The sequence below is a fragment of the Rhodococcus maanshanensis NBRC 100610 genome (assembly GCF_001894865.1).
GTDB lineage: Bacteria > Actinomycetota > Actinomycetes > Mycobacteriales > Mycobacteriaceae > Rhodococcus_G > Rhodococcus_G maanshanensis.
In genome coordinates this window covers 172,756-197,106 of the sequence record NZ_BCXA01000003.1, presented here as the reverse complement: position 1 = coordinate 197,106, position 24,351 = coordinate 172,756, and the positions used below count along the sequence as shown (strand labels likewise).

The 24,351-nt window shown below is 68.3% G+C and carries 27 protein-coding genes; 15 read left to right on the top strand and 12 right to left on the bottom strand.

Annotation, left to right across the window (positions count from 1 at the left end; all coding sequences use genetic code 11):
* Positions 1-71: 71 nt before the first annotated feature.
* The 4 genes from pabB to RM1_RS02370 form a co-directional block, all read right to left on the bottom strand.
* On the bottom strand, positions 72-2,162 hold the full coding sequence (gene pabB / locus RM1_RS02385) for an aminodeoxychorismate synthase component I (protein ID WP_072749828.1): 2,091 nt from the start codon (positions 2,160-2,162) through the stop codon (positions 72-74).
* 5 nt (positions 2,163-2,167) lie between these two features.
* Positions 2,168-2,542, bottom strand: coding sequence for a chorismate mutase family protein (locus RM1_RS02380; protein ID WP_051637367.1), 375 nt, complete (start codon positions 2,540-2,542; stop codon positions 2,168-2,170).
* Between the two features lie 229 nt (positions 2,543-2,771).
* Positions 2,772-3,545 carry an MBL fold metallo-hydrolase gene (locus RM1_RS02375; RefSeq protein ID WP_072749827.1) on the bottom strand — a complete coding sequence of 258 codons (774 nt, stop codon included), beginning with the start codon at positions 3,543-3,545 and terminating at the stop codon, positions 2,772-2,774.
* Between the two features lie 45 nt (positions 3,546-3,590).
* Positions 3,591-5,081 carry a flavin-containing monooxygenase gene (locus tag RM1_RS02370; protein ID WP_072749826.1) on the bottom strand — a complete coding sequence of 497 codons (1,491 nt, stop codon included), beginning with the start codon at positions 5,079-5,081 and terminating at the stop codon, positions 3,591-3,593.
* Between the two features lie 105 nt (positions 5,082-5,186).
* On the opposite strand from RM1_RS02370, the gene RM1_RS02365 reads away from it, so the two are divergent.
* The 3 genes from RM1_RS02365 (at position 5,187) to RM1_RS02355 (ending at position 8,118) form a co-directional block, all read left to right on the top strand.
* Positions 5,187-7,232 (top strand): phage holin family protein, encoded by a 2,046-nt coding sequence (locus tag RM1_RS02365; RefSeq protein ID WP_072749913.1) that lies wholly within the window; start codon positions 5,187-5,189, stop codon positions 7,230-7,232.
* Between the two features lie 178 nt (positions 7,233-7,410).
* On the top strand, positions 7,411-7,656 hold the full coding sequence (locus RM1_RS02360; protein WP_143069408.1) for a hypothetical protein: 246 nt from the start codon (positions 7,411-7,413) through the stop codon (positions 7,654-7,656).
* Between the two features lie 120 nt (positions 7,657-7,776).
* A complete protein-coding gene (locus tag RM1_RS02355; RefSeq protein ID WP_072749824.1) occupies positions 7,777-8,118 on the top strand; it encodes a WhiB family transcriptional regulator in 342 nt (113 codons plus the stop codon).
* A gap of 143 nt (positions 8,119-8,261) precedes the next feature.
* On the opposite strand, the gene RM1_RS02350 is transcribed toward RM1_RS02355, so the two are convergent.
* The gene (locus tag RM1_RS02350; RefSeq protein WP_027501334.1) at positions 8,262-9,158 is read right to left on the bottom strand and encodes a LysR family transcriptional regulator; all 897 of its coding nucleotides are present in this window, start codon (positions 9,156-9,158) and stop codon (positions 8,262-8,264) included.
* A 137-nt stretch (positions 9,159-9,295) separates the two neighbouring features.
* On the opposite strand from RM1_RS02350, the gene RM1_RS02345 reads away from it, so the two are divergent.
* Complete coding sequence (locus tag RM1_RS02345) at positions 9,296-10,615, top strand: NAD(P)/FAD-dependent oxidoreductase (RefSeq protein WP_072749912.1); 1,320 nt, start codon at positions 9,296-9,298, stop codon at positions 10,613-10,615.
* Positions 10,616-10,695: 80 nt separating this feature from the next.
* The gene (locus RM1_RS02340) at positions 10,696-11,982 is read left to right on the top strand and encodes an MFS transporter (RefSeq protein ID WP_072749823.1); all 1,287 of its coding nucleotides are present in this window, start codon (positions 10,696-10,698) and stop codon (positions 11,980-11,982) included.
* 23 nt (positions 11,983-12,005) lie between these two features.
* On the opposite strand, the gene RM1_RS02335 is transcribed toward RM1_RS02340, so the two are convergent.
* Positions 12,006-12,392, bottom strand: coding sequence for a DUF309 domain-containing protein (locus tag RM1_RS02335; RefSeq protein WP_083576470.1), 387 nt, complete (start codon positions 12,390-12,392; stop codon positions 12,006-12,008).
* Positions 12,393-12,831: 439 nt separating this feature from the next.
* On the opposite strand from RM1_RS02335, the gene RM1_RS02330 reads away from it, so the two are divergent.
* A complete protein-coding gene (locus RM1_RS02330; RefSeq protein WP_072749822.1) occupies positions 12,832-13,173 on the top strand; it encodes a transglycosylase family protein in 342 nt (113 codons plus the stop codon).
* 186 nt (positions 13,174-13,359) lie between these two features.
* Here the strand turns inward: RM1_RS02330 and RM1_RS02325 are convergent, their stop codons facing one another.
* Positions 13,360-13,746, bottom strand: coding sequence for a hypothetical protein (locus RM1_RS02325; protein ID WP_072749821.1), 387 nt, complete (start codon positions 13,744-13,746; stop codon positions 13,360-13,362).
* Positions 13,747-13,872: 126 nt separating this feature from the next.
* Positions 13,873-14,199 carry a hypothetical protein gene (locus RM1_RS02320; protein ID WP_143069409.1) on the bottom strand — a complete coding sequence of 109 codons (327 nt, stop codon included), beginning with the start codon at positions 14,197-14,199 and terminating at the stop codon, positions 13,873-13,875.
* A gap of 152 nt (positions 14,200-14,351) precedes the next feature.
* Between RM1_RS02320 and RM1_RS02315 the strand changes: the two genes are divergently transcribed.
* Positions 14,352-14,726 (top strand): DUF6292 family protein, encoded by a 375-nt coding sequence (locus RM1_RS02315; RefSeq protein WP_072749819.1) that lies wholly within the window; start codon positions 14,352-14,354, stop codon positions 14,724-14,726.
* Between the two features lie 10 nt (positions 14,727-14,736).
* Here the strand turns inward: RM1_RS02315 and RM1_RS02310 are convergent, their stop codons facing one another.
* Genes RM1_RS02310 through RM1_RS02300 form a run of 3 tightly spaced genes read right to left on the bottom strand, consistent with a single transcriptional unit; the run spans position 14,737 to position 17,488 of the window.
* On the bottom strand, positions 14,737-15,153 hold the full coding sequence (locus RM1_RS02310) for a Rieske (2Fe-2S) protein (RefSeq protein WP_072749818.1): 417 nt from the start codon (positions 15,151-15,153) through the stop codon (positions 14,737-14,739).
* Positions 15,150-16,367 carry a ZIP family metal transporter gene (locus tag RM1_RS02305; RefSeq protein ID WP_425528680.1) on the bottom strand — a complete coding sequence of 406 codons (1,218 nt, stop codon included), beginning with the start codon at positions 16,365-16,367 and terminating at the stop codon, positions 15,150-15,152. The genes RM1_RS02310 and RM1_RS02305 overlap by 4 nt, the downstream gene beginning before the upstream one ends.
* Positions 16,364-17,488: a multicopper oxidase domain-containing protein gene (locus RM1_RS02300; protein WP_245815939.1), complete on the bottom strand. Its 1,125-nt coding sequence runs from the start codon at positions 17,486-17,488 to the stop codon at positions 16,364-16,366. Before RM1_RS02300 ends, RM1_RS02305 begins: the two co-directional genes overlap by 4 nt.
* Positions 17,489-17,600: 112 nt before the next feature.
* Here RM1_RS02300 and RM1_RS02295 point away from each other — a divergent pair, with 112 nt between their 5' ends.
* The 7 genes from RM1_RS02295 to RM1_RS02265 all read left to right on the top strand — a co-directional run bounded on the left by RM1_RS02295 (position 17,601) and on the right by RM1_RS02265 (position 22,702).
* Entirely contained in the window at positions 17,601-17,798 is a 198-nt protein-coding gene (locus RM1_RS02295) for a hypothetical protein (protein WP_072749816.1), read from the top strand.
* A 39-nt stretch (positions 17,799-17,837) separates the two neighbouring features.
* A complete protein-coding gene (locus RM1_RS02290) occupies positions 17,838-18,371 on the top strand; it encodes an OB-fold domain-containing protein (protein ID WP_072749815.1) in 534 nt (177 codons plus the stop codon).
* Between the two features lie 50 nt (positions 18,372-18,421).
* Positions 18,422-18,640 (top strand): hypothetical protein, encoded by a 219-nt coding sequence (locus RM1_RS02285; protein ID WP_143069410.1) that lies wholly within the window; start codon positions 18,422-18,424, stop codon positions 18,638-18,640.
* Between the two features lie 86 nt (positions 18,641-18,726).
* Complete coding sequence (locus RM1_RS02280) at positions 18,727-19,173, top strand: helix-turn-helix transcriptional regulator (protein ID WP_072749813.1); 447 nt, start codon at positions 18,727-18,729, stop codon at positions 19,171-19,173.
* Positions 19,174-19,178: 5 nt separating this feature from the next.
* Entirely contained in the window at positions 19,179-19,589 is a 411-nt protein-coding gene (locus RM1_RS02275) for a VOC family protein (RefSeq protein ID WP_072749910.1), read from the top strand.
* A gap of 1 nt (position 19,590) precedes the next feature.
* Positions 19,591-20,220, top strand: coding sequence for a VOC family protein (locus RM1_RS02270; RefSeq protein ID WP_174562895.1), 630 nt, complete (start codon positions 19,591-19,593; stop codon positions 20,218-20,220).
* A gap of 61 nt (positions 20,221-20,281) precedes the next feature.
* Positions 20,282-22,702: an ATP-binding cassette domain-containing protein gene (locus RM1_RS02265; RefSeq protein ID WP_072749812.1), complete on the top strand. Its 2,421-nt coding sequence runs from the start codon at positions 20,282-20,284 to the stop codon at positions 22,700-22,702.
* 68 nt (positions 22,703-22,770) lie between these two features.
* Here RM1_RS02265 and RM1_RS02260 read toward each other — a convergent pair whose 3' ends face one another.
* Positions 22,771-23,598, bottom strand: a complete 828-nt coding sequence (locus RM1_RS02260) for an alpha/beta fold hydrolase (RefSeq protein WP_083576468.1) — start codon at positions 23,596-23,598, stop codon at positions 22,771-22,773.
* A 129-nt stretch (positions 23,599-23,727) separates the two neighbouring features.
* Between RM1_RS02260 and RM1_RS02255 the strand changes: the two genes are divergently transcribed.
* Complete coding sequence (locus RM1_RS02255) at positions 23,728-24,249, top strand: hypothetical protein (protein WP_092667769.1); 522 nt, start codon at positions 23,728-23,730, stop codon at positions 24,247-24,249.
* The last annotated feature ends 102 nt before the right edge of the window (positions 24,250-24,351 follow it).

Genomic DNA, 24,351 nt, shown 5'->3' with positions numbered 1-24,351 from the left:
GACCGATCCCGCGCCGCCGACGACCACAGCGGTGCGGAACTGCGACGACGCCCGCGCAGATCCAGTGCCGATCACGGTCCGGCCTGGTCCGGATGGTCGGTGTTCATGGACAGGCAACGTTTCATGGTGACGGCCTTGACCATCGTCTCCTCGTATTCCTCGTCCGGGTCGGACATGGCCATGATCGCGCCGCCCGCACCGAACGTCACCTCGTCGGCCGTGGCGACCAGGGTCCGGATCACGATGGAGAAATCAGCGGTGCCGGTGAGCGAGAAGTACCCGATCGCACCCGAGTAGACCCCGCGCGGGCCGTCCTCGAGCTTGTCGAGGATCTCGAGGGTCCGCACCTTCGGCGCGCCGGTCATCGATCCTCCGGGGAAGGTCGCCCGGATGCAGTCCACCACCGAGACGCCCGGCCGCAGGGTGCCGCGAATGGTCGAGACCAATTGGTGCACAGGCGCGTAGGTCTCGACGTCGAACAGCTTCGGGACGTGCACCGATCCCGGCAGGCAGACGCGGGACAGGTCGTTTCGGACCAGGTCGACGATCATCAGGTTCTCGGCGCGATCCTTCTCGCTGTCACCGAGGTCGCGGCGCAGGGCCTCGTCCGTGTCCGGCGAGGACGACCGCCGCCGGGTGCCCTTGATCGGCTTGGACTCGATCACCCGGTCCGCGCCGATCCGGAGAAAGCGCTCGGGCGAGGCGCTCAGGACCGAGATCCCCGAGAACTGCAGGAGCGCGTTGTACGGGGTCGGGCTGATCTCGCGCAGGCACGCATAGCGATCCAGCGGGTCGATCGCTCCGTTCAGGGTCGCGGTGTTGGTCAGGCACACCTCGTACGACTCGCCGGACCGGATCTCGCTGAGACACTGCTCGATCAGCGCGAGATAGGTGTCCCGGTCGTGCCGGAACCGCGGCTCGGTGTCGGCGTCGAGATGGACCAGCGGGGGCGGGGACGCCGGCTCGTGGGGGACCACATCGAACTCCGAAAGTGCGACCGCCGTCTCGGTCAGCCAGCGGGTGCCGTCCTGGTCGTCGGAACCGTCGTCGAGAGCGAGCAGATAGCAGCAGTCGGCCTCGTGGTCGAGCACAAGGGCTCGGTCCGCGAAGACGACGGCGGCGTCCGGATTCGGCGAGGTGTGGACGAGCTGCCCACAGGTGTCCGCCTTCAGCTCGTAGCCGAGGTACCCGACGTAGCCGAGGCAGAAACCGAAAGGGAGATCGGGGCGGGGGGCCACCGCGCGAGCGCGCAACTGCTTGTCCATGTAGTCGAAGAAGGTGGTGTGTACCTCCCGCGCGAGCTGCCCCTGCCGGTGCACCTGCACTGTGGTCTCGGTGACGCTGTAGGTGACGTACTCGGCCAGTGGGCCGGAGCAGTCGCCCATGACGGAGAACCGCGAATCCGGCTCCAATGCCGCGCTGCCGTCAAGCCAGAAGCTGTTCGGGCCGCGTGCGAACAGGACCTCGTAGACCTCCTTCGGATCGAGTGCCCTGTCGATGCGCACGCTGTCGACGCGATAGCGGGGTTCGGCAAGCGGCAGGGTCATCGGGCGCGCCGCTGCCCCACGGGAGCCCGCCCGCGCTCGGGGGGTCAGATCCCGAAAATTGGTCAGCAGCGCGCGGCCGTGATCGGTGCAGATGGACTCCGGGTGGAATTGGACGCCCCAGAGCGGACGCTCTCGGTGGCGCACCGCCATCAAGAGGCCGTCGCGGGTATGGGCCAGCGCCTCGAGCTCATCATCGAGATGCTCGACGATCAGGGAGTGGTACCGGACCGCGCGGAAGGGCGACGGGATACCCGCGAACAGTCCTTCCCCCGTGTGATGGACCTCGGACACCCGCCCGTGCATGGGCGTCGGTGCGGGCAGGACCGGGCTGCCGAACAGGTGACACAGCCCCTGGTGCCCAAGGCACACGCCGAGAACGGGCAGATCGGCATCGGTGATCGCGGCTGCGCTGATGCCGAAATCCCGGTCCCGGTCCGGCCTTCCCGGCCCAGGAGAGATGACGATGTTGTCGTGGTCGGCCAGGTTCACCGACGCCCAGTCGACGTCGTTCGTCACCACGGTCGGCGGGACCCCGTTCACCTCGGCCAGCAGACTGTAGAGGTTGTAGGTGAAGGAGTCGTAGTTGTCGATGAGGAGCGTTCGCGTCGGAGTCATGGGCGTCAGCCCCCACGTCCGGACGGACCGCTCGCACCCTCCGGCTCGGATCCGTCCGCGTCGATGATCAGGTCCTCGACTCGGCAGGTCTCGCGGATGAGCAGCTCGTAGAGCGAACGGAAGAAGTCTGGGGACAGCTCGTGCTCGACCGCGTAGGTCTGCGCGCGGTCCTGGACGAAACCGACCCGCTGCGGCTGCATCATCGGTATCGAATGCCGCCTCTTGACCTTGGCGATCCGGGTGCACACCTCGATGCGTGCACGGACGTCCTCGAGCAGATGCCGGTCGACATCGTCGAGCTCGGTTCGCAACACCTCGAGCTCGCGCTGCGCCGCCGAGAATCCGTTTCCGGCCCCGTGGGAACCATTCGACGTGTCCATCCGCCGCCGCCTTAGCAATCTGGGCTGACCTGCACCGACTCCGATCGATGCACGCCCGCCGAGGTCCGTCAGCCTCGAGCAGAACTCCGGGTAGAGAATCTTCCAATCTTCTCATGGGGGAATACGCCCGAGCCACCCTTTTCATCGAATCCTCGAACCCCGACGTTACCCAGATCCGTCGGGACGCCGCGGCCGATGTGGTCTCTCTTGGGTTGCTTTTGGCTGCCCCTCAGCTCGACTCGCCGGGACGCAGTTCGGTGGCGGACAGACCCGCCTCCGCCATCCGGCGGACGAACTCGGCGCCGGGCCCGTAGAAGCGTTCGGGGCGCACCGAATCGAACCCCATCGGCCAGAGCGTGCCGAAGTGCACCGGGATCGCCGTGCGGGCGCCGACCGCGACCGCCGCGCGGACCGCCGCTGCCGGGTCGAGGTGGCCCGGGCCGAGACTCGGCCCCCACCCGCCGACGGGGATGAGAGCCACATCGCACTCGGGGATCCAGTCCGACATCGACCCGAACAGGGCGGTGTCCCCGGCGAAGTAGGTACGCCCCTCGCCCTCGATCACGTATCCGAGCGCCCGCACCCGGTGCGGCCCGCGTGGCCAGCGTCGACCGTCGTGTTCGGCCGGAACGCCGCGGACGAGCACACCGCCGATGCGCACCTCGTCGCCGGGGCTCACCTCGATCAACCGATCGCCGAACGCCCGGAGCCCCGACATCTGGCCGACCGCGCCTGCGGGGACGAGGATCGGCACGTCGCCGCCGATCAGTCTCAGTGAGGGCAGATGGGTGTGGTCCGCGTGCAGATGGGACAGCACCACCGCGTCCGGGCGCAGCGGGTTCGTCACCTGGCCCGAGGTGTGGAGCGGATTGGGTCCGCGTCTACGCCGCAGGTGTGCGACCCGGTCGGTGAGGATCGGGTCGGTCAGGATGGTGGTCCCGCCGTCCGTGATCGAGACGGTGGCGTGCCCGTGCCATCGGACCCGCGGTGTTCGATCGGACATGGCACCCACGATCCCAGACCTACCGATCCGCCGCCCGGCAGGTGATCAGCCCACGACGTCCGCGCGGCGGTCGCCCGTCGCATCGGCCCGCACGAATTCCATGGCGTCCTCGACGGATCCGTATTTCAGCATTGCGATGTCGAGGGCATAGTTCTGGTAGAGCCGCCACGGCTTCTTCGATCCCTGTTTCGGGAACTCGTGGATCGAGCGCTGCACGTACCCGGACGAGAAGTCGATGATCGGCATCGTGGTGATCGACGGGTCGACGTTGCGGGGCGTGCACTGCCGGTAACCGTCTGCGGCCATGTGATTGAGCAGTCGGCACACGTATTCGCATGTCAAGTCGCACTTGAGCGTCCACGACGCATTGGTGTATCCGATACAGCTGGCGAAGTTGGGGACGTCGCTCATCATCATCCCCTTGTAGCTCAGCGCCTTTGCGGCATCGACGGGGACGCCGTCCACGCTCAGCCCGACGCCGCCACCCACAATGAGCTTCAGCCCGGTGGCCGTCACGATGATGTCGGCCGCCAACTCCGCCCCGGACGCGAGCTCGATTCCCTGCTCGGTGAACGTCTCGATCCGGTCGGTGACCATGTCCGCCCGACCGTGCCGGATCGCCTTGAACAGATCACCGTGCGGCACGAAGCACATGCGCTGGTCCCACGGGTCGTAACGGGGCGTGAAGTGGGCGTCGACGTCGAATCCTGCAGGCAGTTGTGCCTGCACCTGCTTGCGGAGCATCCTCTTGACGACAGCGGGTGCACGCCGGCTCAGCGTGAAGAAGAGCATGAAGCGCAGCACGTTCTTCCATCGAACGATGCCGTAGGCCAGCTTCGGCGGCAGCAGCGCGCGCAACCGGTTCGCCATCACGTCCTCGTCCGGCACGGACAAGACGTAGCTGGGCGATCGCTGCAGCATGGTGACGTGCGCGGCGGACTCCGCGATCGCCGGGACCAGCGTCACCGCGGTCGCACCACTGCCGATCACGACGACGCGTTTGCCTGCCCAGTCGATGTCGTCGGGCCAGTGCTGCGGGTGCACCACCCGGCCGGTGAACCGGTCGACCCCCTCGAACTCCGGCGTGTAGCCCTCCCGGTAGTCGTAGTAGCCACTGCACATGAACAGGAAGTTGCACGTCAGGCGCACGATCTCGGCCTCGGGGCCGTGCTGGGCCTCGACGGTCCACCTGGCGTCCTCGCTGGACCATTCCGCGCGGGTCACCCGGTGATCGAACCGGATGTTCCGATCGATCCCCTCGTCCCGTGCCGTAGCGCGGACATAGCTCAGGATCGACGGGCCGTCGGCGATGGCCTTCGCGTCCGTCCACGGCCGGAAGGAGTACCCGAGGGTGTACATGTCGGAGTCCGAGCGAACACCGGGATAGCGGAACAGATCCCAGGTCCCGCCGATCGCGCCGCGCGCCTCGAGAATCGCGTACGTCTTGTCCGGGCATCTCGTCTTCAGGTGGTACCCGGCACCGATCCCGGACAGGCCGGCACCCACTATCAGGACATCGAAATGGTCGATCGCCATGGCTGCCACCGCTGTCGTGGGGAGTGTTCCACCTCGAACCTAGCACCGCGCCGCAATGCATCCCGGACCGTTGGCCACCTACGATCCAGGTGGATGGAGGTGTGCATGCGCACTCTGGGATCGGCGGCCCGTACCGTCACCGAATTCCTCGTGCTGTGGCTGATATCGGCCGTGGCGCTGATGGTGATCGACGCGGTAATGCCCGGCGTCGAGCTGGCCAGTACCAGCGCCCCCGGTCCGCTCGGATCGGCTCCGAGTGCGCTCGCGCTGGCCCTGGTGTTCGGTCTGCTCAGCACGGTGCTCTGGCCACTGCTGCTGCGCGCCATGCTGTGGGTCGGACCGGCGCTGCTGTTCCTATTCGCGTTCGTCGGGAGCGGCCTGATCATGCTGCTCTCGGTGCGCATCCTGCCGGTCGCCACGGCGGAGAGCGCGACCGACATCGTCATTCTCGCGTTGCTGTTGTCGCTGGTGAGCTCGGCGGTGTCCGGTGCGATAGCTTCGCGGCGTGACGACACGTATCGCATGATGCTGGTGCGCCGTCAGCGTTTTCGCCTGCGCCGCAAGAAGTTGCCCGACGGTGCCTCGGATCGCCCGGGGCTGTTGTGCATCCAGATCGACGGGCTGGGCTACAAGGTGTTGCAGCGCGCGATGCGATCAGGGGTGGTCCCCAACCTCGCCGCGATGGTCCGCGACGAGTCCCACCGCCTGATGCCATGGCACACCGACTGGAGCAGTCAGACCGGCGCCAGCCAGTTGGGGATCCTGCACGGCAGCAACCACAACGTCCCGGCATTCCGGTGGTATGACAAGGCCACGAAGAAGGTTGCGGTGTTCAGCAATCCGAGCGACAACGCCGAACGCGAACGAGAACGTGCGTCGATACCGGGGCTGCTCGCCGACGGGGGAGCGAGCCGCGGCAACCTGTTCTCCGGCGGCGCCGAGGACAACGTCCTGGTGGTCAGCAGGATGAAGGGCGCCCGGATGGGCGGCGGCGGCACCGGGTACGCGGACTACTTCATCGACCCGGCGAGCGCCGTCCGTACCTTCATCAGGCTGGTCGCCGAGGTGTTGCGCGAGATTCGCCAGGCCTGGCACCAGCGCAGACGGGACATTCGTCCGCGGGTACGCCGCGGCGGCATCTATCCGCTGGTGCGGGCCTTCACCACCGTCGTCGAGACAGATGTCGTGGTGGCCGCCGTGATCGGCGACATCATCAAGGGCCGCAACGTGATCTACGTCGACCTCGTCGGCTATGACGAGGTCTCGCACCATTCCGGGGTGGAACGGCCGGAGACCCTCGCGGTGCTGCGCAAGCTCGATGCGGAGATAGGCATGATCGCCGCCGTCGCGGCGCAGGCCGACCGGCCGTACAACATCGTCGTCCTCTCGGACCACGGCCAGAGCCAGGGCGAGACGTTCAGCGGCCGCTTCGGCGAGAATCTCGAGGCCCTGGTACTGCGCGAGTGCGAGGCGGACCGGCCGCAGCCGCAGCACCGGCGGTGGCTGCACCACGACAAGGACATCCCGGACGCAGGCGCGCAGGGACGCGGCGCGGAGGGCCTCGGGTACGCCACCGCGAGCCTGCGGTCCACGCCGCCGCCGGACCGGGTCACCGCGCCGCCCGAGCAGCCGGTGGTGCTCGCGTCCGGCAACGTCGGGCTGGTGAGCTTCCCGCTCGCCGCAGGCCGCGCGACGATGCGCTGGATCACCGAGCACCATCCGTCCCTGTTGCCCGCCCTCACCACTCATCCCGGGGTGGGGTTCATCCTCGTGGCCCGCGAGGGCAAGGGATCTATCGTGCTGGGCTCCCACGGCAGCATCGAGGTCGACACCGGATTCGTGGCGGGCCGGAACCCGTTGGCGGACTTCGGCCCCGGCACCCTCGAGCGGATCCGCAGGACCGACGGCTTCGACAACGTCGCCGACATCATGATCAACGGCCGGTACTGGCCCGACACCGGCGAGATCGCGGCGTTCGAGGAACAGGTCGGCTCGCACGGGGGGCTCGGCGGCCCGCAGACCCGGCCGTTCCTGCTCTATCCCGCGCACCTGCCCGAGCCGCCCGACGAGTTGCACGGTGCGGAGCAGGTCCACCGGGTGCTGAGCGGCTGGCGCGACCTCCCGGCGGCCGATGCGCGAGCCGGTCGGTAGCCCGGTGCAGATCTTCGGCCCGCAGGGGTGGTAGCCGACACCTCTGATTCAAAGACAGGTACCTCCCCCCGTCATCTTCCGGTGGTGATCGTCGTCAGTCTCGACGAAGTATGGGATGCGACACATTTGCCGACAGGTGCGCGGCGCACTGGCGAACCGCCTGATCCGAGGAGGACCGATGAAGATTCCGCTGTGGATCGGCGTCCCGACGATGCTTGTGCTCTCGGCTGCCGACGCGGCCCTCGAACTCCAGATCCGGGCAGTCGGTGCAATGACACGAACCGTCATGTGCTCGATGGGCGCCATCGGTCCTGAGCGGCCACCACGATGGGAGACCGAGGAAGCACGCGGAGACACCGAGGAGGCACCCGCCTCGCAGCTCGAACGGTCAGGGATCGATGACCTGCCGCTGCCGACGGGGTAGCGATGCCGGATATGCCCACGCACCCGGTCAGGAACGGCCCCATCTGTCCCGCGGAACCAGCCCAGCCTCGTGACGACCACGTTGCCCGTCAGTTCGGTCTAGTGAAGAGCATCCAGAGACATGATCAATAATCTCGACTTCCCCCACACCGCCCTCATCGACGCACCCGGTAGCTGGGTCAGGTGGGCTCGTTGCCGCCTCGGTGACCCCGACAGGATGTTCGTACGGGGCAAGAGGAAACAACGAGAGGTTGCTGCGCTCTGCGAGCGCTGCCCTGTGGTCCTGCAGTGCGGGGCAGATGCCCTGGACAACCGCGTCGAATTCGGAGTCTGGGGAGGAATGCCGGAATGCGAACGGCGAAACCTGATCAAACGTCACCCGCACGTCGAGTCGTGGGCCGACTTCATCGCAAAGAATCGACGCACGCATTCCCGGAACTTCCTCGACGCGGTGGCCGGGTGACTGGTTCCAGCCGATTGCGCGTGACGCTACGGATCAGGGGTGCAGTACCCACCGAACCGATATCGCTGCGACCGTCACCCACGCGATACTCGACGGTTGGTGGCAGAGGCGATCGAACAGCGGCACGCTGACCCTCGACGGGATCAGGTCGACTCAGGGGTTGCACCGTCCATCGACTGACGGAGTGCGTGCATGACGCTGGCCAGCGCCGGGGAGTCCGCGCCGCCGGTGCGCACCACCCCGCACACCGGGATGCGCAGCCGGTTGTTGGCCTCGCGCATGAAGCAGAGCCCGGTTCGAGGTGTCTCGGCGGCAGTGCTGGCGTACAGCACGGTCCAGGCCCTCGGGTTGGTGATGACCTCGAGGGTCGCCGCGTGGTCGCTGGCGATCGAGGGCCCGAGGGAGACCCGGCGCCCGATCTCACGGAAGGCGTCCTCGACGACGGTGTGCAGCAGCACCTGACTGCTGCGCGGCGGGAGCAGCAACTGATACGGAGCGAGCTCGCCCAGCTCGACCGTCGAGAACGCGGACAGCGGGTGTCGGCGCGACGTCACGATCACCAGGTCGTCGACGCCGAGTGGCACAGTCTCCAGGCCGGGACGATCCGCCCGCCCGCGGATCAGGGCGATGTCCGCGTCGCCCGAGGCGACCGCGTCGATACGCTCGGTGAAGCTCTTGATCACGAACTCGATGTCCACGTCCGGATGCGACTCCCGCACGCGGGCGATCGCGTCGAGGCTCTGCGCCGCGAAGCTCATGTTCGCGGTGATCCGGATCCGGTTCCTCGGTTCGCGCACGACGGAGTACGCCTTGGTCTCAAGGCTCAGCACCTGCTGGGCGATGGGGATCAGCCGGGACCCGGCCGGGGTCAGCCGCACCACCCGCGTCGACCGCTCGAACAGCGGGGCGCCGAGCTCCTGCTCGAGCCGGGTGACCTGGTGGCTGACGGCGGATTGCGAGATGAAGCACCGTTTCGCGGCCCGGCTGAAGCTCAGCTCCTCGCTGACCGCCAGGAAGTAGCGCAGTTGCCGAAAGTCCATGCTCACATTCTATTCATTAGCAATCCAGATAAGAGAATTCTGGATACCCGGAGCTAGCTGGCGAAACACCGGATTGCATCCCTACGGTGTAACTCATACATCAGATCGAGCTGGAGGTTGTCGTGGTCGACGCAGGGATGGACCGGACCGAGGTCGTCATCGTGGGCTCGGGGTTCGGCGCGCTCGCGGCGGCGAAGAAGCTGGCGAAGGCCGGCACGCCGTTCGTCCTCATTTCCGAGACCACCGAGCACCTGTTCCAGCCGCTGCTCTACCAGGTGGCGACCGGCGTGCTCTCGGCGGGCGAGATCGCACCGTCCATCCGCGCGATCCTCGCGAAGTACCCGAACGCCGACGTCCGGCTCGGCCGGGTCGTGGATGTGCACGCCGACGCCAAGGAACTCGTCTACGAGGCCGCGGGCGAGCGGCACACCCTCGGCTACAACTTCCTGATCGCCGCCACGGGTGCGCGCCAGTCGTACTTCGGCCGCGACGAGTTCGCCAAGGTCACCTACGCGCTCAAGACCGTCAACGACGCGAAGCGGCTGCGCGACCAGATCGTGCGGTGCTTCGAGGAGGCGCACACCACCACCGACCCGGAGCGCGCCAAGAACCTGCTCAGCTTCATCGTGATCGGCGCTGGCGCTACCGGCGTCGAACTCGCCGGTCAGATCAAGGAGCTCGCCGGCCGCTACTTCGAGCAGTCGATCCGCGGCATCACCGCCGACGACGTCACCGTCACCCTGGTCGAGGGCGCCGGTGTCGCGATGCCCGCCTACGGCGGCAAGCTCAGCGAGTACACGAAGGCCTCGCTGGAGAAGTCGGGCGTCGAGGTTGTGCTGAACACGCTGGTCACCGACATCGACGAACACGGCGCCACCTTCAAGGCGCACGGCAGCGAGGCCGGCGTGCGGCGCACCGCCGAGACCATCGTGTGGTCCGCGGGCGTGCAGGCCAACGACTTCGCGGGCGTGCTCGCCGAGCGCACCGGCTGTGACACGGACCGGGCCGGCCGGCTGCTGGTGAACCCGGATCTGACGGTCGGCGGCCGCGCCGACATCTTCGCCGTCGGCGACATGACCTCGCTGAACAACCTGCCGGGTCAGTCGCCGGTTGCGATGCAGGGCGGACGCCACGTCGCCAGGACCGTGCTCGGCAAGACCCCACGCGGCACCGCCTTCAAGTTCCGCGACAAGGGCTCGATGGCGATCATCAACCGCTTCCGCGCGGTGACGAAGGTCAAGAGCATCGAGCTCACCGGGTTCATCGCCTGGGTGCTGTGGCTGGCCGTGCACATGGTCTACCTGGTCGGGTTCCGCAACCGCTACATCGCGGTGATGTCCTGGTTCGGCTCGTTCCTCGGCCACCGTCGCCCGCACTTCCACTACGCGCAGGAGCCGTCGCCCGTGGGAACGGTCGACGCCGACGACGAGGACGACGAGGTGTCGGTCGCCGCCTGACCGGGGCGCGACCGTCGGGGTCGGACGCGCGGCGCAATAGGCTGAATGCGCCCGCGCGTCCCGACCGACGAAAGACAGTGATGGACACCACGTCTCCCGCCCGCCTCGGCGATCTCCGGACGAGCACGCAGCGCCGCACGCTGATCGTGGTGGTGACCTCGCAGATCCTCGGCGGCGCCGGGCTGGCCGCAGGCGTCACCGTCGGCGCCCTGCTCACCAAGGAGATGCTCGGGTCGAGCCGCTTCGCCGGCCTGTCCTCGGCCCTGTTCACGCTCGGGTCCGCGGCCGCGGCGCTGATCGTCGGGCGGGTCTCGCACCGGCTCGGCCGCCGGACCGGACTGAGCATCGGATACCTCGCGGGCGCGGCCGGCGGTGCCGGGGTCGTGCTGGCGGCCGTCACCGACAGCCTCCCGCTGCTGTTCGTGTCCATGTTCGTCTACGGCTCCGGGACCGCGACCAACCTCCAGGCCCGGTACGCGGGCACCGACCTGGCCGAGGCCTCGCATCGGGGCCGGGCGGTCAGCACGATCATGGTCGCGACGACCTTCGGCGCGGTGGCGGGGCCGAACCTGGTGGAGGTCATGGGCGACCTCGCGGCCGGGTGGGGCATCCCCGTGCTGGCGGGCCCGTTCATCCTGTCCTCGGCCGCCTTCGCCGCCGCCGGCCTCTTCCTCTTGGCATTCCTGCGGCCCGATCCGCTGCGCGTCGCGCGGCAGCTGCAGTCCGAGCCGGTCGCCCCGGACGAGGAGGCGCCGCTCGAGCCCGACCGGGACATGCAGCGCCGTGGCATCCTCGTCGGCGCCACGGTGATGGTGGTGACGCAGATCGTGATGGTCGCGATCATGACCATGACCCCGATCCACATGATCGATCACGGACACGGCCTCGGACAGACCGGGATGGTCATCGCGATCCACGTCGCGGCCATGTTCCTGCCTTCGCCGCTGACCGGCATGCTGGCCGACCGGTACGGGCGGATCCCGGTCGTGGTCGCGGCAGGCGTCACCCTCCTCGCCGCCGGCATCCTCGCGGCCCTCGCACCCGCCGATTCCGTGGTGTTGCTCTCCGTCGCACTGGCCCTGCTCGGGCTCGGCTGGAACTTCGGACTGATCAGTGGCACAGCCATTCTCACCGACTCGACCCCGCTCGCGACGCGGGCGCGAACCCAGGGTTCGGTCGACCTGTGCATCGCGCTCGCGGGGGCGGGCGGCGGCATCGTCAGCGGGATGGTGGTCGCATCGAGCAGCTTCGCCGTCCTCTCGTTGGGCGGGGGACTGATCGCGCTGGCGCTGATCCCCGTCCTCGCACTGAACCGCGGACAGGCGCGGGCGAAGCCGGAACCCATGCGGACCGGCACCACGTCATGACCTCGGGCTGACCGCCGACGCCATCACGGCATCCGCAGCCGCGGCACCGGCGGGACCCAGTCGGGATCGCGGGTCGTGACCGCGAGCTCGTCGATCAGGTGGGTGGACCAGGCCAGGAGCCCCGCGACGTCGAGCGCGTGGGGCGGCCGGTCCTCGTACGACCCGACCAGGTCCCGTCCCCGCCGCAGCGACCGGGCGGCCGCCACCGGTTCGCCCCGGAGCGCCCGGTCCAGGCCGTCCGCCAGCTGCCACAGGCCCTGCCAGAGCTCCAGCTCCTCCGGGGGCGCGAGCGACGATTCGGCCTCCAGTAGCTCCCGTGCCCGTGCGGGATCGCCGTGATCCATCAGTCGCTGCGATTCGGTGATCGCGGCGCCGAGGTCGAGCTGTGGCCCCCAGGAAACGTCGGCCATGTACCGAATCTAATCCCTCCGGCACGCGGCGACCAGGGGCCGAGGGGCGCCAGATGCCGGTTCGAGAGTGTCACGAAAGGGTCGTGCGCAACCCGACAGGCGGGACGTTGCGAGTGATCTTCGTCACATTCAGGTAACGAAACGGATACGTTTCGAGATGTTTAGATCTCGGTCGTGACCTGCGGGGGAGGCGCCGACGACCCCCGGATCTGGACGGGCGTCCGTGCGTCGGGCCCGCCGTCCGGGGGGTGCGAGGGCCCCCGAACTGCGTCTACCGTCGCTTCCGGTTCACAAACGAGAACCACCACCGGCTCGCCCATCTTCGCGAACTGCCCAGCGGGATCCGGTCCGACGCAACACATCAGGGCAGTGACGAGGCCAACATCGCCGCGGGGCGAGACCCCGCCGCCGTGCCTCGGATGCAGAGAGGACCAATCACATGTCGATCAACCATGCCCGCCGCACTGCCACCAAGACCCTCGGCTGGATCGCCGCCGCCGGCGCCCTCGTCGCCATCCCGATGGGACTGGCCGGCGGTACCGCCAACGCGGCAGGTCACAATTGGGACGCGGTCGCCCAGTGCGAGGCCAGCGGCAACTGGGCCGCCGATACGGGCAACGGATTCTCCGGTGGCCTGCAGTTCACCCCGAGCACCTGGGCCGCATACGGCGGCCAGGGCCACGCCGCGAACGCCTCCCGCGAGGAGCAGATCCGCGTCGGCGAGAACGTGCTCGCGGGCCAGGGTCCCGGCGCGTGGCCCGTGTGCGGCCAGTACCTCTGATCGCATCACCGCGGGCCCGGATTCCCGGGGGCGGGCCCGCGGAGGGATCGAAGCTCCGATTCCAGTCCTGATCCCGGTTCGATGAGGGCCTCGCCCGAACAGCTCAGGGCACCCAGATCGACCTCCGTTGCCTCGAACGGCGCACGCAACGCCGTGGCCGTGGCCCAGCCTCGACGCAAGCCCAGATCAGGATCTTTCGTCCCGGCCGGGTTGCGAGATCTTCTGCGTGGCATCGGGATCGATGGCGTCGGCCCGTTCGACCTGCGCATCGAGTTCCTCGCGTGACTTGGCGGCTTCGCCCCCTCGCGCCTGGGCGCGTTCCTCCAGCCGCGTGGACTCAGCCCGCTTTGCGTCGGCTTCGGCCTCCGCCATCCGGGCCCGGGCAGCGGTCTCCTCGGCGAGCGCCTCCTTCTGTCCGACCTCGTGGGACTGCTCGGCGGCCCGGTCGCGGATTTCCGCCGCCTCGGTGCGCCGATGTTGTGTCCGTGTCCGTCGAGCGAACCAGAGCGCGGCCACCAACAACACGACGACCACCGCGATCACGATGATCCAGACGACGACATCGTTGTCCATGTCGGTTCTCCTCTTCTTTCTCGTTCCCGCGGACTCGGCGGGAACCGAAACGGCCTCACTTTGACGCCGTCTTCTTCATCGAGCGCGTCTTCCTTCACTTCGCCCTCGCCATGCCTGCGGACAGCATCAGAGCGTGCAATCGATGATGCGCATGCCGTGCATCGACGGCCGCGCGCTCACCGCATTGGTGTGCTCGGCGCCCTCGAGCAGCCTGCGTCCTTCGGCCGTGTTCAGGCACTGCAGACCTAGCTTGTCCGCCGCGCTGAGCAGGAGGGCGTCCTCCGGGCTGCAGGTCCCGTCGAGTGCATCCTCGGTGGCAATCGCACACAGCGAATCGGAGTCGACGTCCTCGGCGATGAATACGCCGTGTGCACTCGCCCACGCCGAGAACTCCGACAGTTCGGCCGGGTCACCGATGAGCACGACACTTCGTCTACCCGGCTCCGCCTTCATGATGCAGCCCTTCTACCGGGGCCTCACGCCTGCCGTGTCCGCCCTCGGTGCCAGGATTGCCCGTCGCAGACCCGTCGAAACACGCCGCCAGGAAACGCGGTGGTCTGGACCCGAATCGGTTTCGGCACCCGCCCGGAGGGGAATACCCGGTCATGAGCAGCCGGAGGCGACGGGCGCACGACAGTGCCGACTTCGATGTGAGCAACGAACCCGGGTTCCGGCGCTACATCGAGGCGGTTTCCGCCTCGGTCGGGGCAGACCTGGAGCACGTGCACTTCACGTTCTGCGCAGAGGGGGCAGAGGGACCGGCGTCGGAGGCGTACATCGCGGTGCCGAGACTGCGCGATGCCTTCCCCGGGCGCGAGGTCGCGTTGCTCTGGGTGCCATCGGGCGGATGGCAGCTCGCCGTCGAGACCTCCTCGACCGAGGACATGATCGTCCTCGGGAGCACCACAGGAAGCCCGGTTCCTCAGCCGAGTGCGGTGCGGGCGCTGTGCGAGGACTACCTGCACCCGAGCCCGCGATGACGGGCCGAGGTCACTCGACGGTGAGCATGTCACCGGTGCGGGTCACCGCGTAGCCGGCAAGGGCCTCGCGGGCCGGAGTCCGGACCACCGAGCCGTCGGCGATCGAGAAGCGGCTGCCGTGGCAGGCGCAGTTGATGGTGCCGTCGCTGACCTCGGACACGAGGCAGCCCTGGTGCGTGCACACCGCCGCGAACGCGCGAAAGACGCCCGGTTCGGGCTGGGTGAGGACCAACTGGTGCTCGGCAAGAACGATCCCGCCACCGACCGGGACCTCGGAAACCGCGATCCGCGCGGGCTCGGTGCTCCTGTCCTTGCCGACGGCCGCCACCCCGGTGCTGCAGCCGGCGACGGCCAGGCATCCCGTGGCGCAGGTGGCGGCCAGGAAGGCCCGGCGGGGCATCGCCACCGCCTGATCGACATCGCTCATGCGGGAACCACCAATCCGGTCAGGTACATCAGGAGGATTCCTGCGCCGATTCCGGCCAGGACCACCGGGTCGACGGCCGCTCGATCCGGACCGCGCAGGGACGGCGCGATCTGGACGATCACCTGGATGATCGCGCCGACACCGACACCGAGCAACAGCGCGGAGACCTCGCCGTTGCTGACCCCCGCGCCGAGGACGGCCCCGAGGATCGCAGGCGCCCCGGCGAGGAACCCGAGTCCCAGCAGGATAAGCAGGGGCGTGCGCCGTCCGGTCAGCGGGGCGACGATGGCCAGTCCCTCGGTGGTGTTGTGCAGGGTGAACCCGATCACCAGGAACGCGCCGAGGGCGAGCTCACCGACCGCGTAGGCGGATCCGATGGCCAGGCCCTCGCCGAGATTGTGCAACCCGATGCCTGCCGCGATCATGGCCGACAGGCGCAGCCCGGACGCTCCTGCGTCCGCCTGCCGGGCCCGTAGGTACCGGTCGATTCCCATCAAGGCCAGGAAGGCGACCGCCGCCCCGAGGACGACAAGGGTGACGCCACCGAATGCCCCACCGGAGGCCGCCGCCAGCTCGAACCCCTCGCCTGCGCCGTCGAAGGCGAGGAACGCGAGCAGCCCGACCGTGAGAGCGAGCACGAACCGGACCGCGCGGGCGCCCGCCCGACGCAGAACCGGCAGCAACAGCATGCCGAGCAGGACCGGGATGACCCCCACGTAGGTGCCCAGCAGCGCCATCGTGCCGAAGAACGCCATCCCGGGTTCCGGAGTGGGTACCGCGGCGGGGATCTCGTGCTCGATGACCAGCCCGGTGTTCGTCAGCATGGAGACCAGGTAGGGCTGACCGGTGATCCACGGGTAGTCGAAGGTGATCGTCTCGGACTGCAGCCGTCCGATCGGCTCCTCGGCCCCGGTGAGGTTGACGTAGGCATCGTTGACGAATGCCTGGGCGACGGTCACCGGGTCGGGCCCGACGTTGCGCACGGTCAGGACGATCTGTCCCGGTTCGAGAACGGTCCGCTCGACCGCGATGTCCTCGATCGGTGGGCCCGCGCGCTCCGGCAGGCTCTGACCGGCCAGCAGGGCCAGCGCCGCGAGGGCCACCGCGATGATCGCGACGACACCCGCGCCCCGGCTCCACGCGCCCGCGCGGGACATCTCGGTACCGCCGGCGCCGGTCTCGTCCGGCACCGGTCGCGGTGGCGTGTTCGTCACTCGGTCACCTCGAAGAATCCCATCCAGCCCAGGTCGGCGAACTCGGTCTTGTGGGCGTGGAACATGTACCGACCCGGATGCGGGAAGCGCATCTCGCAGATCCCGCGCTGGCCCTGCGCCTGGACGATCGTGTCTGTGAACTCGGCAGGCTCCAGCCGCGTCCCGGTGGGGAAGTAGTCGAAGAAGTTGCCGTGCACGTGGAAGCTGTTGATCGGGTCGTACTCGAGGATGTTGACCAGGTAGATCCGCACCAGCTCGCCGCGTTTCACCTGCACCGGCTCGTGCATGTAGTGGAACGGGATGCCGTTCACGGCGTAGAGCTGGTTGCCCTCGCCGTCGAAGGTGGTGTTGTACCCGTGCATGACCATCACCATCTCGTCGGCGGGCGGGCGTCCCTGCGCGGGATCGATGATGAAGGTGCCGTACATGCCGCGCGCGATGTGCTCGGCCAGCGGGCTGACGTGGCAGTGATAGAGGTGCACCCCGAACGGGGTGGCGTCGAACTCGTAGGTGAAGGAGGCGCCGGGTTCGATGATGCCTCGCCCCACCCCGGGGATCCCGTCCATCTCGGCCGGGTGGATGCCGTGGAAGTGCATAGTGTGCGGGTGCTCGGACCCGTTGGTGAAGCGCACCCGGAGCCGGTCTCCCTCCCGGCACCGCAGCGCGGGGCCCGGCACCCGCGAATTGAAGGTCCACGCAGGGAAGTACACCCCCGGCGCGATCTCGATCTCCTCGTCGCTGGCGAACACCTCCCACTCGCGCAGCGTGCGTCCGTCCGGCAACACCGATGTCGTGCCGTAGTCGAAATCGCGCAACACCGCGGTCGGGTCGAACCCGTTCGCCGCGTGGTCGACCTGCTGACCGAGACGGAACGTCGCCCCGCTCTCTCCGCCCCCGTGGCCGGCGACGGCCGTACCGTGCGCTTGCCCCTCGGCGGCCCCGGATCCGTGGCCGCCATGGTGCGGCGACGCGGACGCCTCCTGCTGCTTACCCGCTCCCAGCAACAGCCCAGCCGAACCAGCCAGCGCCCCTCCGATCAGCAGCTGACGCCGCGACGGCGCGCTCACCGAGCCGCCCTCCATCGAGGCGACCGGGGTTGTGCGCGCAATATTTCGCTTCATCACATTACAAAGTTTGACATACCTAACTTAAGTGTTCACACCCTCCTCATCGTGTTCCGCGCGGGATCGATACAGGCTGTGATGAATACAGGCGAATCTGAATCATTTCGGTATGGACACCCTGGTCAACAGCGACGCGCTGTCGCGGTTCAGATCCGCGCGGACCTCGGACTTCCCGCCGCACGACCACTTCGCGGCGCCCTACGTCGGCGGCCCGAACCAGGGCGGTGTGATGTGGCTCACAAGCAAAGCAGGCATGTGCCCGGGTAGTCCGACCGTTGTCGCGTACCCATACCGGCGGGCACTGTGACGTACACGGGGCGAAGGCTACGAAGGTGAGGTTTCCACGATGTACCACCACCACCAACTGCTGCACCCTGGCGCCGTGTCTCGACCAGGTGAGATCGACTGGCGAGACACCCACGTCGGGCAAGGTGGGGCGTCTGGGGACGCCGCTCGCGCCACAGCCCCGTCGTCGGGATCAGGTTCGATCGTGTCGTGGATGGTGGTGGAACCTGCACCGAACGACCAGCACGCGGCGTTGATGCCTGCCACGATCGCGATCGTCGAACTCGACGACGGCCGGCGGATCCACGTGTCGGTCGAGGGCGAGGTCCTGGTACGAACCGGCCAGCCGGTGCGCGTGCTGTTCCATCCGGCCATCCAGGGTTCGAGATTCCCCGTGCGCGGCGTGATCGGCTCGGCCGCCGGTGGGTGTCGGCAGTGGAAGCCACCGACACACCAGCCGCTACCGCCGCCCCCGCCGCCGCCACCCCCGCCTAACCACCACACGCACACCGCCGGCGACATCCTGGAGTGGTTCATGCGGCGGCGAGGCCGGACGACCCGGACGCACGCGACCGAGGCCGGGTGGTCGCGATGATGTGGAGCCCATGCGCGTACGCGAGGCGCTGGCCGGAGTTGTGGGAGCCGTTGAGCGAATCGGACAGGTGGGTGCTGTCCCAGTCCCTGGCTGACGACTCACCCGAGGACGTGAGCCGCGAGGAGGTCGCGGATCTGGCTCGGTACCTGGCCGGGAACATCACCGCCGACGAATACGAACTGCGGGCCGAATGGCGACGGGTCGAGGCGGATCCTGCGCAGCTCGATCACGATTCGGTCGGCCCGCTCCGACTCGACACCGTCGCCTGAGCCAGCGCCGCCGGGGGAGCGGACGCGACACCGAGCGCACGCCTGCGGTGCTAGGCAACTCCGGCCCGACGTGCCACCATCGTGAGGTGACCAGCAGACCCGCCGAGCCACAGCGTCTTCGTGACCTCGCCCGGCTGCGCGGTGTCCGCGACCGGATCGACCGGGAATACGCGCAGCCTCTGAACGTCGAGGCGCTCGCCCGCGACGCGCACATGTCGGCCGGGCATCTCAGCCGCCAGTTCCGGCTCGCGTACGGCGAGTCGCCGTATTCCTACCTGATGACCCGGCGCATCGAGCGCGCGATGGCGATGCTGCGTCTCGGCGACCTCAGCGTCACCGAGGTCTGCTTCGCGGTCGGCTGCTCGTCACTGGGCACCTTCAGCACACGATTCGCCGAGTTGGTCGGGATGCCGCCGAGCGCCTACCGGGACCAGACGCGCCCCGAAGGGGAGATGCCGTCGTGCGTCGCGAAACAGGTGACCAGACCGATCAGGAATCGAGAAGCGCAGGCGGTGACACCCCAATTAGCGTGAGTGTCATGGACATCAGAATTCATTCGGCCTTCCTCCCACACAACGACCGCGACGCCGCCATCACCTTCTACCGCGACGTCCTCGGCTTCGAGGTCCGCAAGGAGGTCGGCTACAACGGGATGTACTGGATCACGGTCGGCCACCCGGACCAGCCCGACACCTCCCTCGTCCTGCACCCGCCCGCCGCCGATCCAGGCGTCACCGACGACGAGCGCCGCATGATCACCGAGATGATGGCGAAGGGAACCTACGCGATCCTCACGCTGGCCACCCCCGACCTGGACGACACCTTCGCGAAGCTGGTGGCGAACGACGCGGACATCGTCCAGGAACCGATCGATCAGCCGTACGGCATACGCGACTGCGCCGTGCGAGACCCCGCAGGAAACCTTCTCCGAATCAACGAGGTGCGCTGACATGACGTCCATCAAGCCCCTGACCACGATCGAATCCCTCACCCTCGAAGTACCGGATCCCACGGCCGCCGAGGCCTTCTACGCCGCCTTCGGCGTCGGCGAACACATCGGCGTGCGCGCCGCGGAGGCGCCGACGACCGGATTCCGCGCCTACACACTCTCGCTCGTGGTGTCCCGGCCCAACATCGTCGACGCTTTCATCGGGGCCGCGCTCGACGGCGGCGCCACCCCACTGAAGCCGGCCAAGAAGGGCTTCTGGGGCTACGGCGGCGTCGTGCAGGCCCCCGACGGCGCGATCTGGAAGGTTGCGACGTCGTCGAAGAAGAACGACGGACCGGCGACCCGGCAGATCGACGACATCGTGCTGTTGCTCGGCGTCGAGGATGTCAAGGCGAGCAAGCAGTTCTACATCGACCGCGGGCTGGAGGTGGGAAAGAGCTTCGGCCGCAAGTACGTCGAGTTCGCCACCGCGCCGTCGACGATCAAGCTGGCGCTCTACGGGCGCCGTGCCCTCGCGAAGGACGCAGGGGTGTCCCCGGACGGAAGCGGATCGCACCGGATCGTCCTCGGCAGCGATGCCGGCCCCTTCACCGACCCGGACGGGTTCGCGTGGGAGACCGCCTCCGCGTGAGGGTTGACCCGGTGGGCGCAAGGACCACGGCCGCGACGGCGGCCCGACAGAGAGAGACACGATGAGCACTGCCAGCAGGGCCGGCACGACGGGGCGAGCGCAGCGACAGGAAGTGTCACGGTCGCCCGAGCTGCACGCCGCCGACAGCCACGATCTGATCCGCGTGACCGGCGCGCGCGAGAACAACCTCAAGGACATCAGCGTCGAGCTCCCGAAGCGGCGGCTGACGGTGTTCACCGGTGTCTCCGGCTCGGGCAAGAGCTCACTGGTGTTCAGCACGATCGCCGCGGAGTCGCAGCGGATGATCAACGAGACCTACAGCTCCTTCGTGCAGGGCTTCATGCCGACCCTGGCGCGGCCGGAGGTCGACGTCCTGGAAGGGCTGACGACAGCGATCATCGTCGACCAGGAGCGGATGGGGTCGAACCCCCGATCGACGGTCGGCACCGCCACCGACGCCAACGCGATGCTGCGCATCCTCTTCAGCCGGCTCGGACAGCCCCACATCGGCTCGCCCCAGGCGTTCTCCTTCAACGTCGCCTCCGTCAGCGGCGCGGGCGCGGTCACCATGGAGAAGGGCGGGCGGGAGGTGAAGGAGCGTCGAAGCTTCAGCATCACCGGCGGCATGTGTCTGCGCTGCGAGGGCAGGGGCAACGTCTCCGACTTCGACGTGACCGCACTGTACGACGACAGCAAGTCGCTGAACGAGGGTGCGCTGTCGATCCCCGGCTACAGCATGGACGGCTGGTACGGCCGCATCTACCGTGGCTGCGGCTTCTTCGACCCCGACAAGCCGATCTCGAAGTTCACGAAGAAGCAGGTGAACGACCTGCTGTACAAGGAACCGACGAAGATCAAGGTCGACGGCGTCAACGTGACCTTCGAGGGCCTGATCCCGAAGATCCAGAAGTCGTTCCTGTCCAAGGACCGCGAGGCGATGCAGCCGCACATCCGGGCCTTCGTCGACCGCGCGATCACCTTCCAGATCTGCCCCGACTGCGACGGCACCCGGCTCAGCGAGGGGGCTCGATCCTCGAAGATCGAGGGCATCAACATCGCCGACGCCTGCGCGATGCAGATCAGCGATCTGGCCGACTGGGTCCGGGGTCTCGACGAACCGTCGGTGGCGCCGCTGCTGACGGCGCTGCGGCACCTGCTCGACTCGTTCGCGGATATCGGGCTTGGGTATCTCTCCCTTGACCGACCGGCAGGCACGCTGTCGGGCGGCGAGGCACAGCGCACCAAGATGATCCGCCACCTCGGCTCGTCGCTCACCGACGTGACCTACGTGTTCGACGAGCCGACAATCGGCCTGCACCCGCACGACATCCAGCGGATGAACGCCCTGCTGCTGCAGCTGCGGGACAAGGGCAACACGGTGCTCGTCGTGGAGCACAAGCCGGAGACCATCGTGATCGCCGACCACGTCGTCGACCTCGGCCCCGGCGCGGGCACCGCGGGCGGCACCGTCTGCTTCGAGGGCTCCGTGGAGGGGCTGCGGGGGAGTGACACCACGACCGGCCGCCACCTCGACGACCGGGCGGCGGTCAAGGAATCGGTGCGTTCCTCGTCCGGTGCACTGGAGATCCGCGGCGCGTCGTCGCACAACCTCCAGGGTGTGGACGTCGACATCCCGCTCGGGGTGCTCTGCGTGGTCACGGGCGTCGCGGGCTCCGGCAAGAGTTCGCTGATCAACGGCTCGGTGTCCGGACGGGATGGGGTGGTCTCGATCGACCAGGGTGCGATCAAGGGCTCCCGGCGCAGCAACCCGGCGACCTACACCGGGCTGCTCGAGCCGATCCGCAAGGCGTTCGCGAAGGCCAACGGCGTGAAGCCGGCGCTCTTCAGCTCCAACTCCGAGGGCGCCTGCCCCACCTGCAACGGCGCGGGCGTCATCTACACCGACCTGGGCGTCATGGCCACCGTCGAATCCCCCTGCGAGGAGTGCGAGGGGAAGCGGTTCCAGGCGTCGGTTCTCGAGTACACGCTCGGCGGCAGGAACATCGCCGAAGTGCTCGCGATGCCGGTGGCCGAGGCGGAGGAGTTCTTCGGTGCGGGCGAGGCGCGGATCCCGGCGGCGCACAAGATCCTGCAGCGGCTCGCCGACGTCGGGCTCGGCTATCTCAGCCTCGGCCAGCCGCTCACCACGCTGTCCGGCGGCGAGCGTCAGCGCCTCAAGCTGGCCACCGCCATGGCCGAGAAGGGCGACGTCTACATCCTCGACGAGCCGACGACCGGTCTGCATCTCGCCGACGTCGAGAACCTGCTCGGCCTGCTGGACCGCCTCGTCGACTCCGGCAAGTCGGTCATCGTCATCGAGCACCACCAGGCGGTGATGGCGCACGCCGACTGGATCATCGATCTCGGCCCCGGCGCGGGTCACGACGGCGGCAGGATCGTCTTCGAGGGCACACCCACCGACCTCGTCGCCGCCCGCTCCACCCTCACCGGCGAGCACCTCGCGGCCTACGTCGGCGCCTGACCGGGCCGCCCGCACACCCGACACCGCGCGGACGCGATCTCCGCGCGGTGTCGGTTCGGCGATCGCCGTCAGGCTGCCCCGCCCCAGAAGTCGACGAGCACCTGCGTCAGCTCCTCGGGCTTCTCCTCGTTCGGCGTGTGCGCGGCCCCCGCGATGACCTCGAACCGCACGCCGAGACGGGAGGCCGCGTCGGCCTGCATGTCCAGCGGGATGATGTCGTTCTCGCCAGCGGCGACGAGGATCGGCAGTCCGGTCGCGGCCAGTTCCTCGACGCGGTCCGGCTCGGCGCTCATGGTGAGGGCGATGCCGGCGATGTTCGCGGTCCTGGTGGCCATCATGCGGTTGTAGAGGAACTCCTTGACCGGCGCCGGGAAGATCTCCTCGAAGGCTCCGAACATGGCCTTCCACAGCGTCTCGTTGCCGCCCGCCCACAGCAGCTCCGGGATCTGGGCCATGTCGAAGCCCGTTCCGATGTCCCGGCCGTTCGGCGGCGAGTCGAGGATCACGTAGTCCAGGAATCGTTTCGGGTCGTTCAGCACGGCGGCCCTTGTGACGAGGCCGCCGAAGCTGTGTCCGAGGAGATGAACCTTCTCGCCGGGCGCGACCTGGTCGAGCACCTCGGCGAGGTCGAGAGCGAACTTGGCGATCGTGTACTCGCCGACCGCATCCGGGCCGTCCGGCCCGTCCGAGTCGTACTGGCCGAGCTGCGAGTACGCGATCAGGCGGTAGCCCGCGGCGGTGACGAACGGCGCCATCGGGAGGAAATCCTCCCGAGAGCCGGTGAAGCCCGGGACCATGACGACGGTCCCCTTGGCCTCCACACCCACCTCGGGCGTCGCCTCGAAGAAGGACAGCTCGCCGCGCGAGATCGTGAGGCGGGACAGATTGACGGTCATGCGGGCTCCTTAATTACCGAGTGATTAGTAGGTTACTTCCGCACCGCAGGCAAGACACCGACCGCCACGCTCCGACCTTGCGTGTTGACGTTCGTCAACATTCCGACGGATGGCGGATACGCTCGCCCCGTGGACCACGAGGAGAGCAGCTATCGATACTCGTTCATCACTCCGCTACTTCCGACCTCCGTGGAGAAACGGATCCGCGATGATCTCGGCGCCTCGGTGACCGTTCACGGACACCTCAACGTCGTCACCGTGATCGGCTCCGCATACCGGCGCGCCGTCGCGGGCATGAGGCTCGCCGAAGCCCTCGCCGAACGCGGCGTCGCCGCAGAACGAACGCAGCCCGACCTCGTGAATCGGCGGATGATCGCCGAGCGCGCCCGCTGCACCAGGCAGGCCGTGGCACTCTGGGTGACAAGGCAACGGCACCAACATGATCCGTTCCCCCTTCCCGCCACTCTGATCCCGGGGGAGACCTGGGCGTGGGCCGAGGTCAATTCCTGGCTCGGCCGCAACGGATACCCCCACGAGACCGACTGCACCATCCCGGGGCTCGAGGACTATGCGCGACTCGACTCGCACCTGCTGTCCCACCGCGACGAGTACCGCGAGATCGCCGCGGCCGCCCGCGGGAATCGCGCGTAGGGGATACGACGCCTGGAGGTCATTCCATCACCGTGACGCAATGGGGTGCAGCCGGGACGGCTCGGCTCCCCCGAGCCGAGGGATACTCTGAACAGAAAAGTG

What these genes read in the sequence shown, in the direction of transcription:
- RM1_RS02310 (WP_072749818.1), bottom strand. Translation starts at nt 15,153, where the DNA reads ATGAGCGATGTCGATCAGGCGGTGGCGATGCCCCGCCGGGCCTTCCTG.
- RM1_RS02320 (WP_143069409.1), bottom strand. Translation starts at nt 14,199, where the DNA reads ATGAAGGCGGAGCCGGGTAGACGAAGTGTCGTGCTCATCGGTGACCCG.
- RM1_RS02330 (WP_072749822.1), top strand. Translation starts at nt 12,832, where the DNA reads ATGTCGATCAACCATGCCCGCCGCACTGCCACCAAGACCCTCGGCTGG.
- RM1_RS02290 (WP_072749815.1), top strand. Translation starts at nt 17,838, where the DNA reads ATGTACCACCACCACCAACTGCTGCACCCTGGCGCCGTGTCTCGACCA.
- RM1_RS02370 (WP_072749826.1), bottom strand. Translation starts at nt 5,081, where the DNA reads ATGGCGATCGACCATTTCGATGTCCTGATAGTGGGTGCCGGCCTGTCC.
- RM1_RS02360 (WP_143069408.1), top strand. Translation starts at nt 7,411, where the DNA reads ATGAAGATTCCGCTGTGGATCGGCGTCCCGACGATGCTTGTGCTCTCG.
- pabB (WP_072749828.1), bottom strand. Translation starts at nt 2,162, where the DNA reads ATGACTCCGACGCGAACGCTCCTCATCGACAACTACGACTCCTTCACC.
- RM1_RS02315 (WP_072749819.1), top strand. Translation starts at nt 14,352, where the DNA reads ATGAGCAGCCGGAGGCGACGGGCGCACGACAGTGCCGACTTCGATGTG.
- RM1_RS02350 (WP_027501334.1), bottom strand. Translation starts at nt 9,158, where the DNA reads ATGGACTTTCGGCAACTGCGCTACTTCCTGGCGGTCAGCGAGGAGCTG.
- RM1_RS02300 (WP_245815939.1), bottom strand. Translation starts at nt 17,488, where the DNA reads ATGAAGCGAAATATTGCGCGCACAACCCCGGTCGCCTCGATGGAGGGC.
- RM1_RS02295 (WP_072749816.1), top strand. Translation starts at nt 17,601, where the DNA reads ATGGACACCCTGGTCAACAGCGACGCGCTGTCGCGGTTCAGATCCGCG.
- RM1_RS02345 (WP_072749912.1), top strand. Translation starts at nt 9,296, where the DNA reads ATGGACCGGACCGAGGTCGTCATCGTGGGCTCGGGGTTCGGCGCGCTC.
- RM1_RS02325 (WP_072749821.1), bottom strand. Translation starts at nt 13,746, where the DNA reads ATGGACAACGATGTCGTCGTCTGGATCATCGTGATCGCGGTGGTCGTC.
- RM1_RS02355 (WP_072749824.1), top strand. Translation starts at nt 7,777, where the DNA reads ATGATCAATAATCTCGACTTCCCCCACACCGCCCTCATCGACGCACCC.
- RM1_RS02375 (WP_072749827.1), bottom strand. Translation starts at nt 3,545, where the DNA reads ATGTCCGATCGAACACCGCGGGTCCGATGGCACGGGCACGCCACCGTC.
- RM1_RS02340 (WP_072749823.1), top strand. Translation starts at nt 10,696, where the DNA reads ATGGACACCACGTCTCCCGCCCGCCTCGGCGATCTCCGGACGAGCACG.
- RM1_RS02270 (WP_174562895.1), top strand. Translation starts at nt 19,591, where the DNA reads ATGACGTCCATCAAGCCCCTGACCACGATCGAATCCCTCACCCTCGAA.
- RM1_RS02380 (WP_051637367.1), bottom strand. Translation starts at nt 2,542, where the DNA reads ATGGACACGTCGAATGGTTCCCACGGGGCCGGAAACGGATTCTCGGCG.
- RM1_RS02335 (WP_083576470.1), bottom strand. Translation starts at nt 12,392, where the DNA reads ATGGCCGACGTTTCCTGGGGGCCACAGCTCGACCTCGGCGCCGCGATC.
- RM1_RS02275 (WP_072749910.1), top strand. Translation starts at nt 19,179, where the DNA reads ATGGACATCAGAATTCATTCGGCCTTCCTCCCACACAACGACCGCGAC.
- RM1_RS02260 (WP_083576468.1), bottom strand. Translation starts at nt 23,598, where the DNA reads ATGACCGTCAATCTGTCCCGCCTCACGATCTCGCGCGGCGAGCTGTCC.
- RM1_RS02265 (WP_072749812.1), top strand. Translation starts at nt 20,282, where the DNA reads ATGAGCACTGCCAGCAGGGCCGGCACGACGGGGCGAGCGCAGCGACAG.
- RM1_RS02365 (WP_072749913.1), top strand. Translation starts at nt 5,187, where the DNA reads ATGCGCACTCTGGGATCGGCGGCCCGTACCGTCACCGAATTCCTCGTG.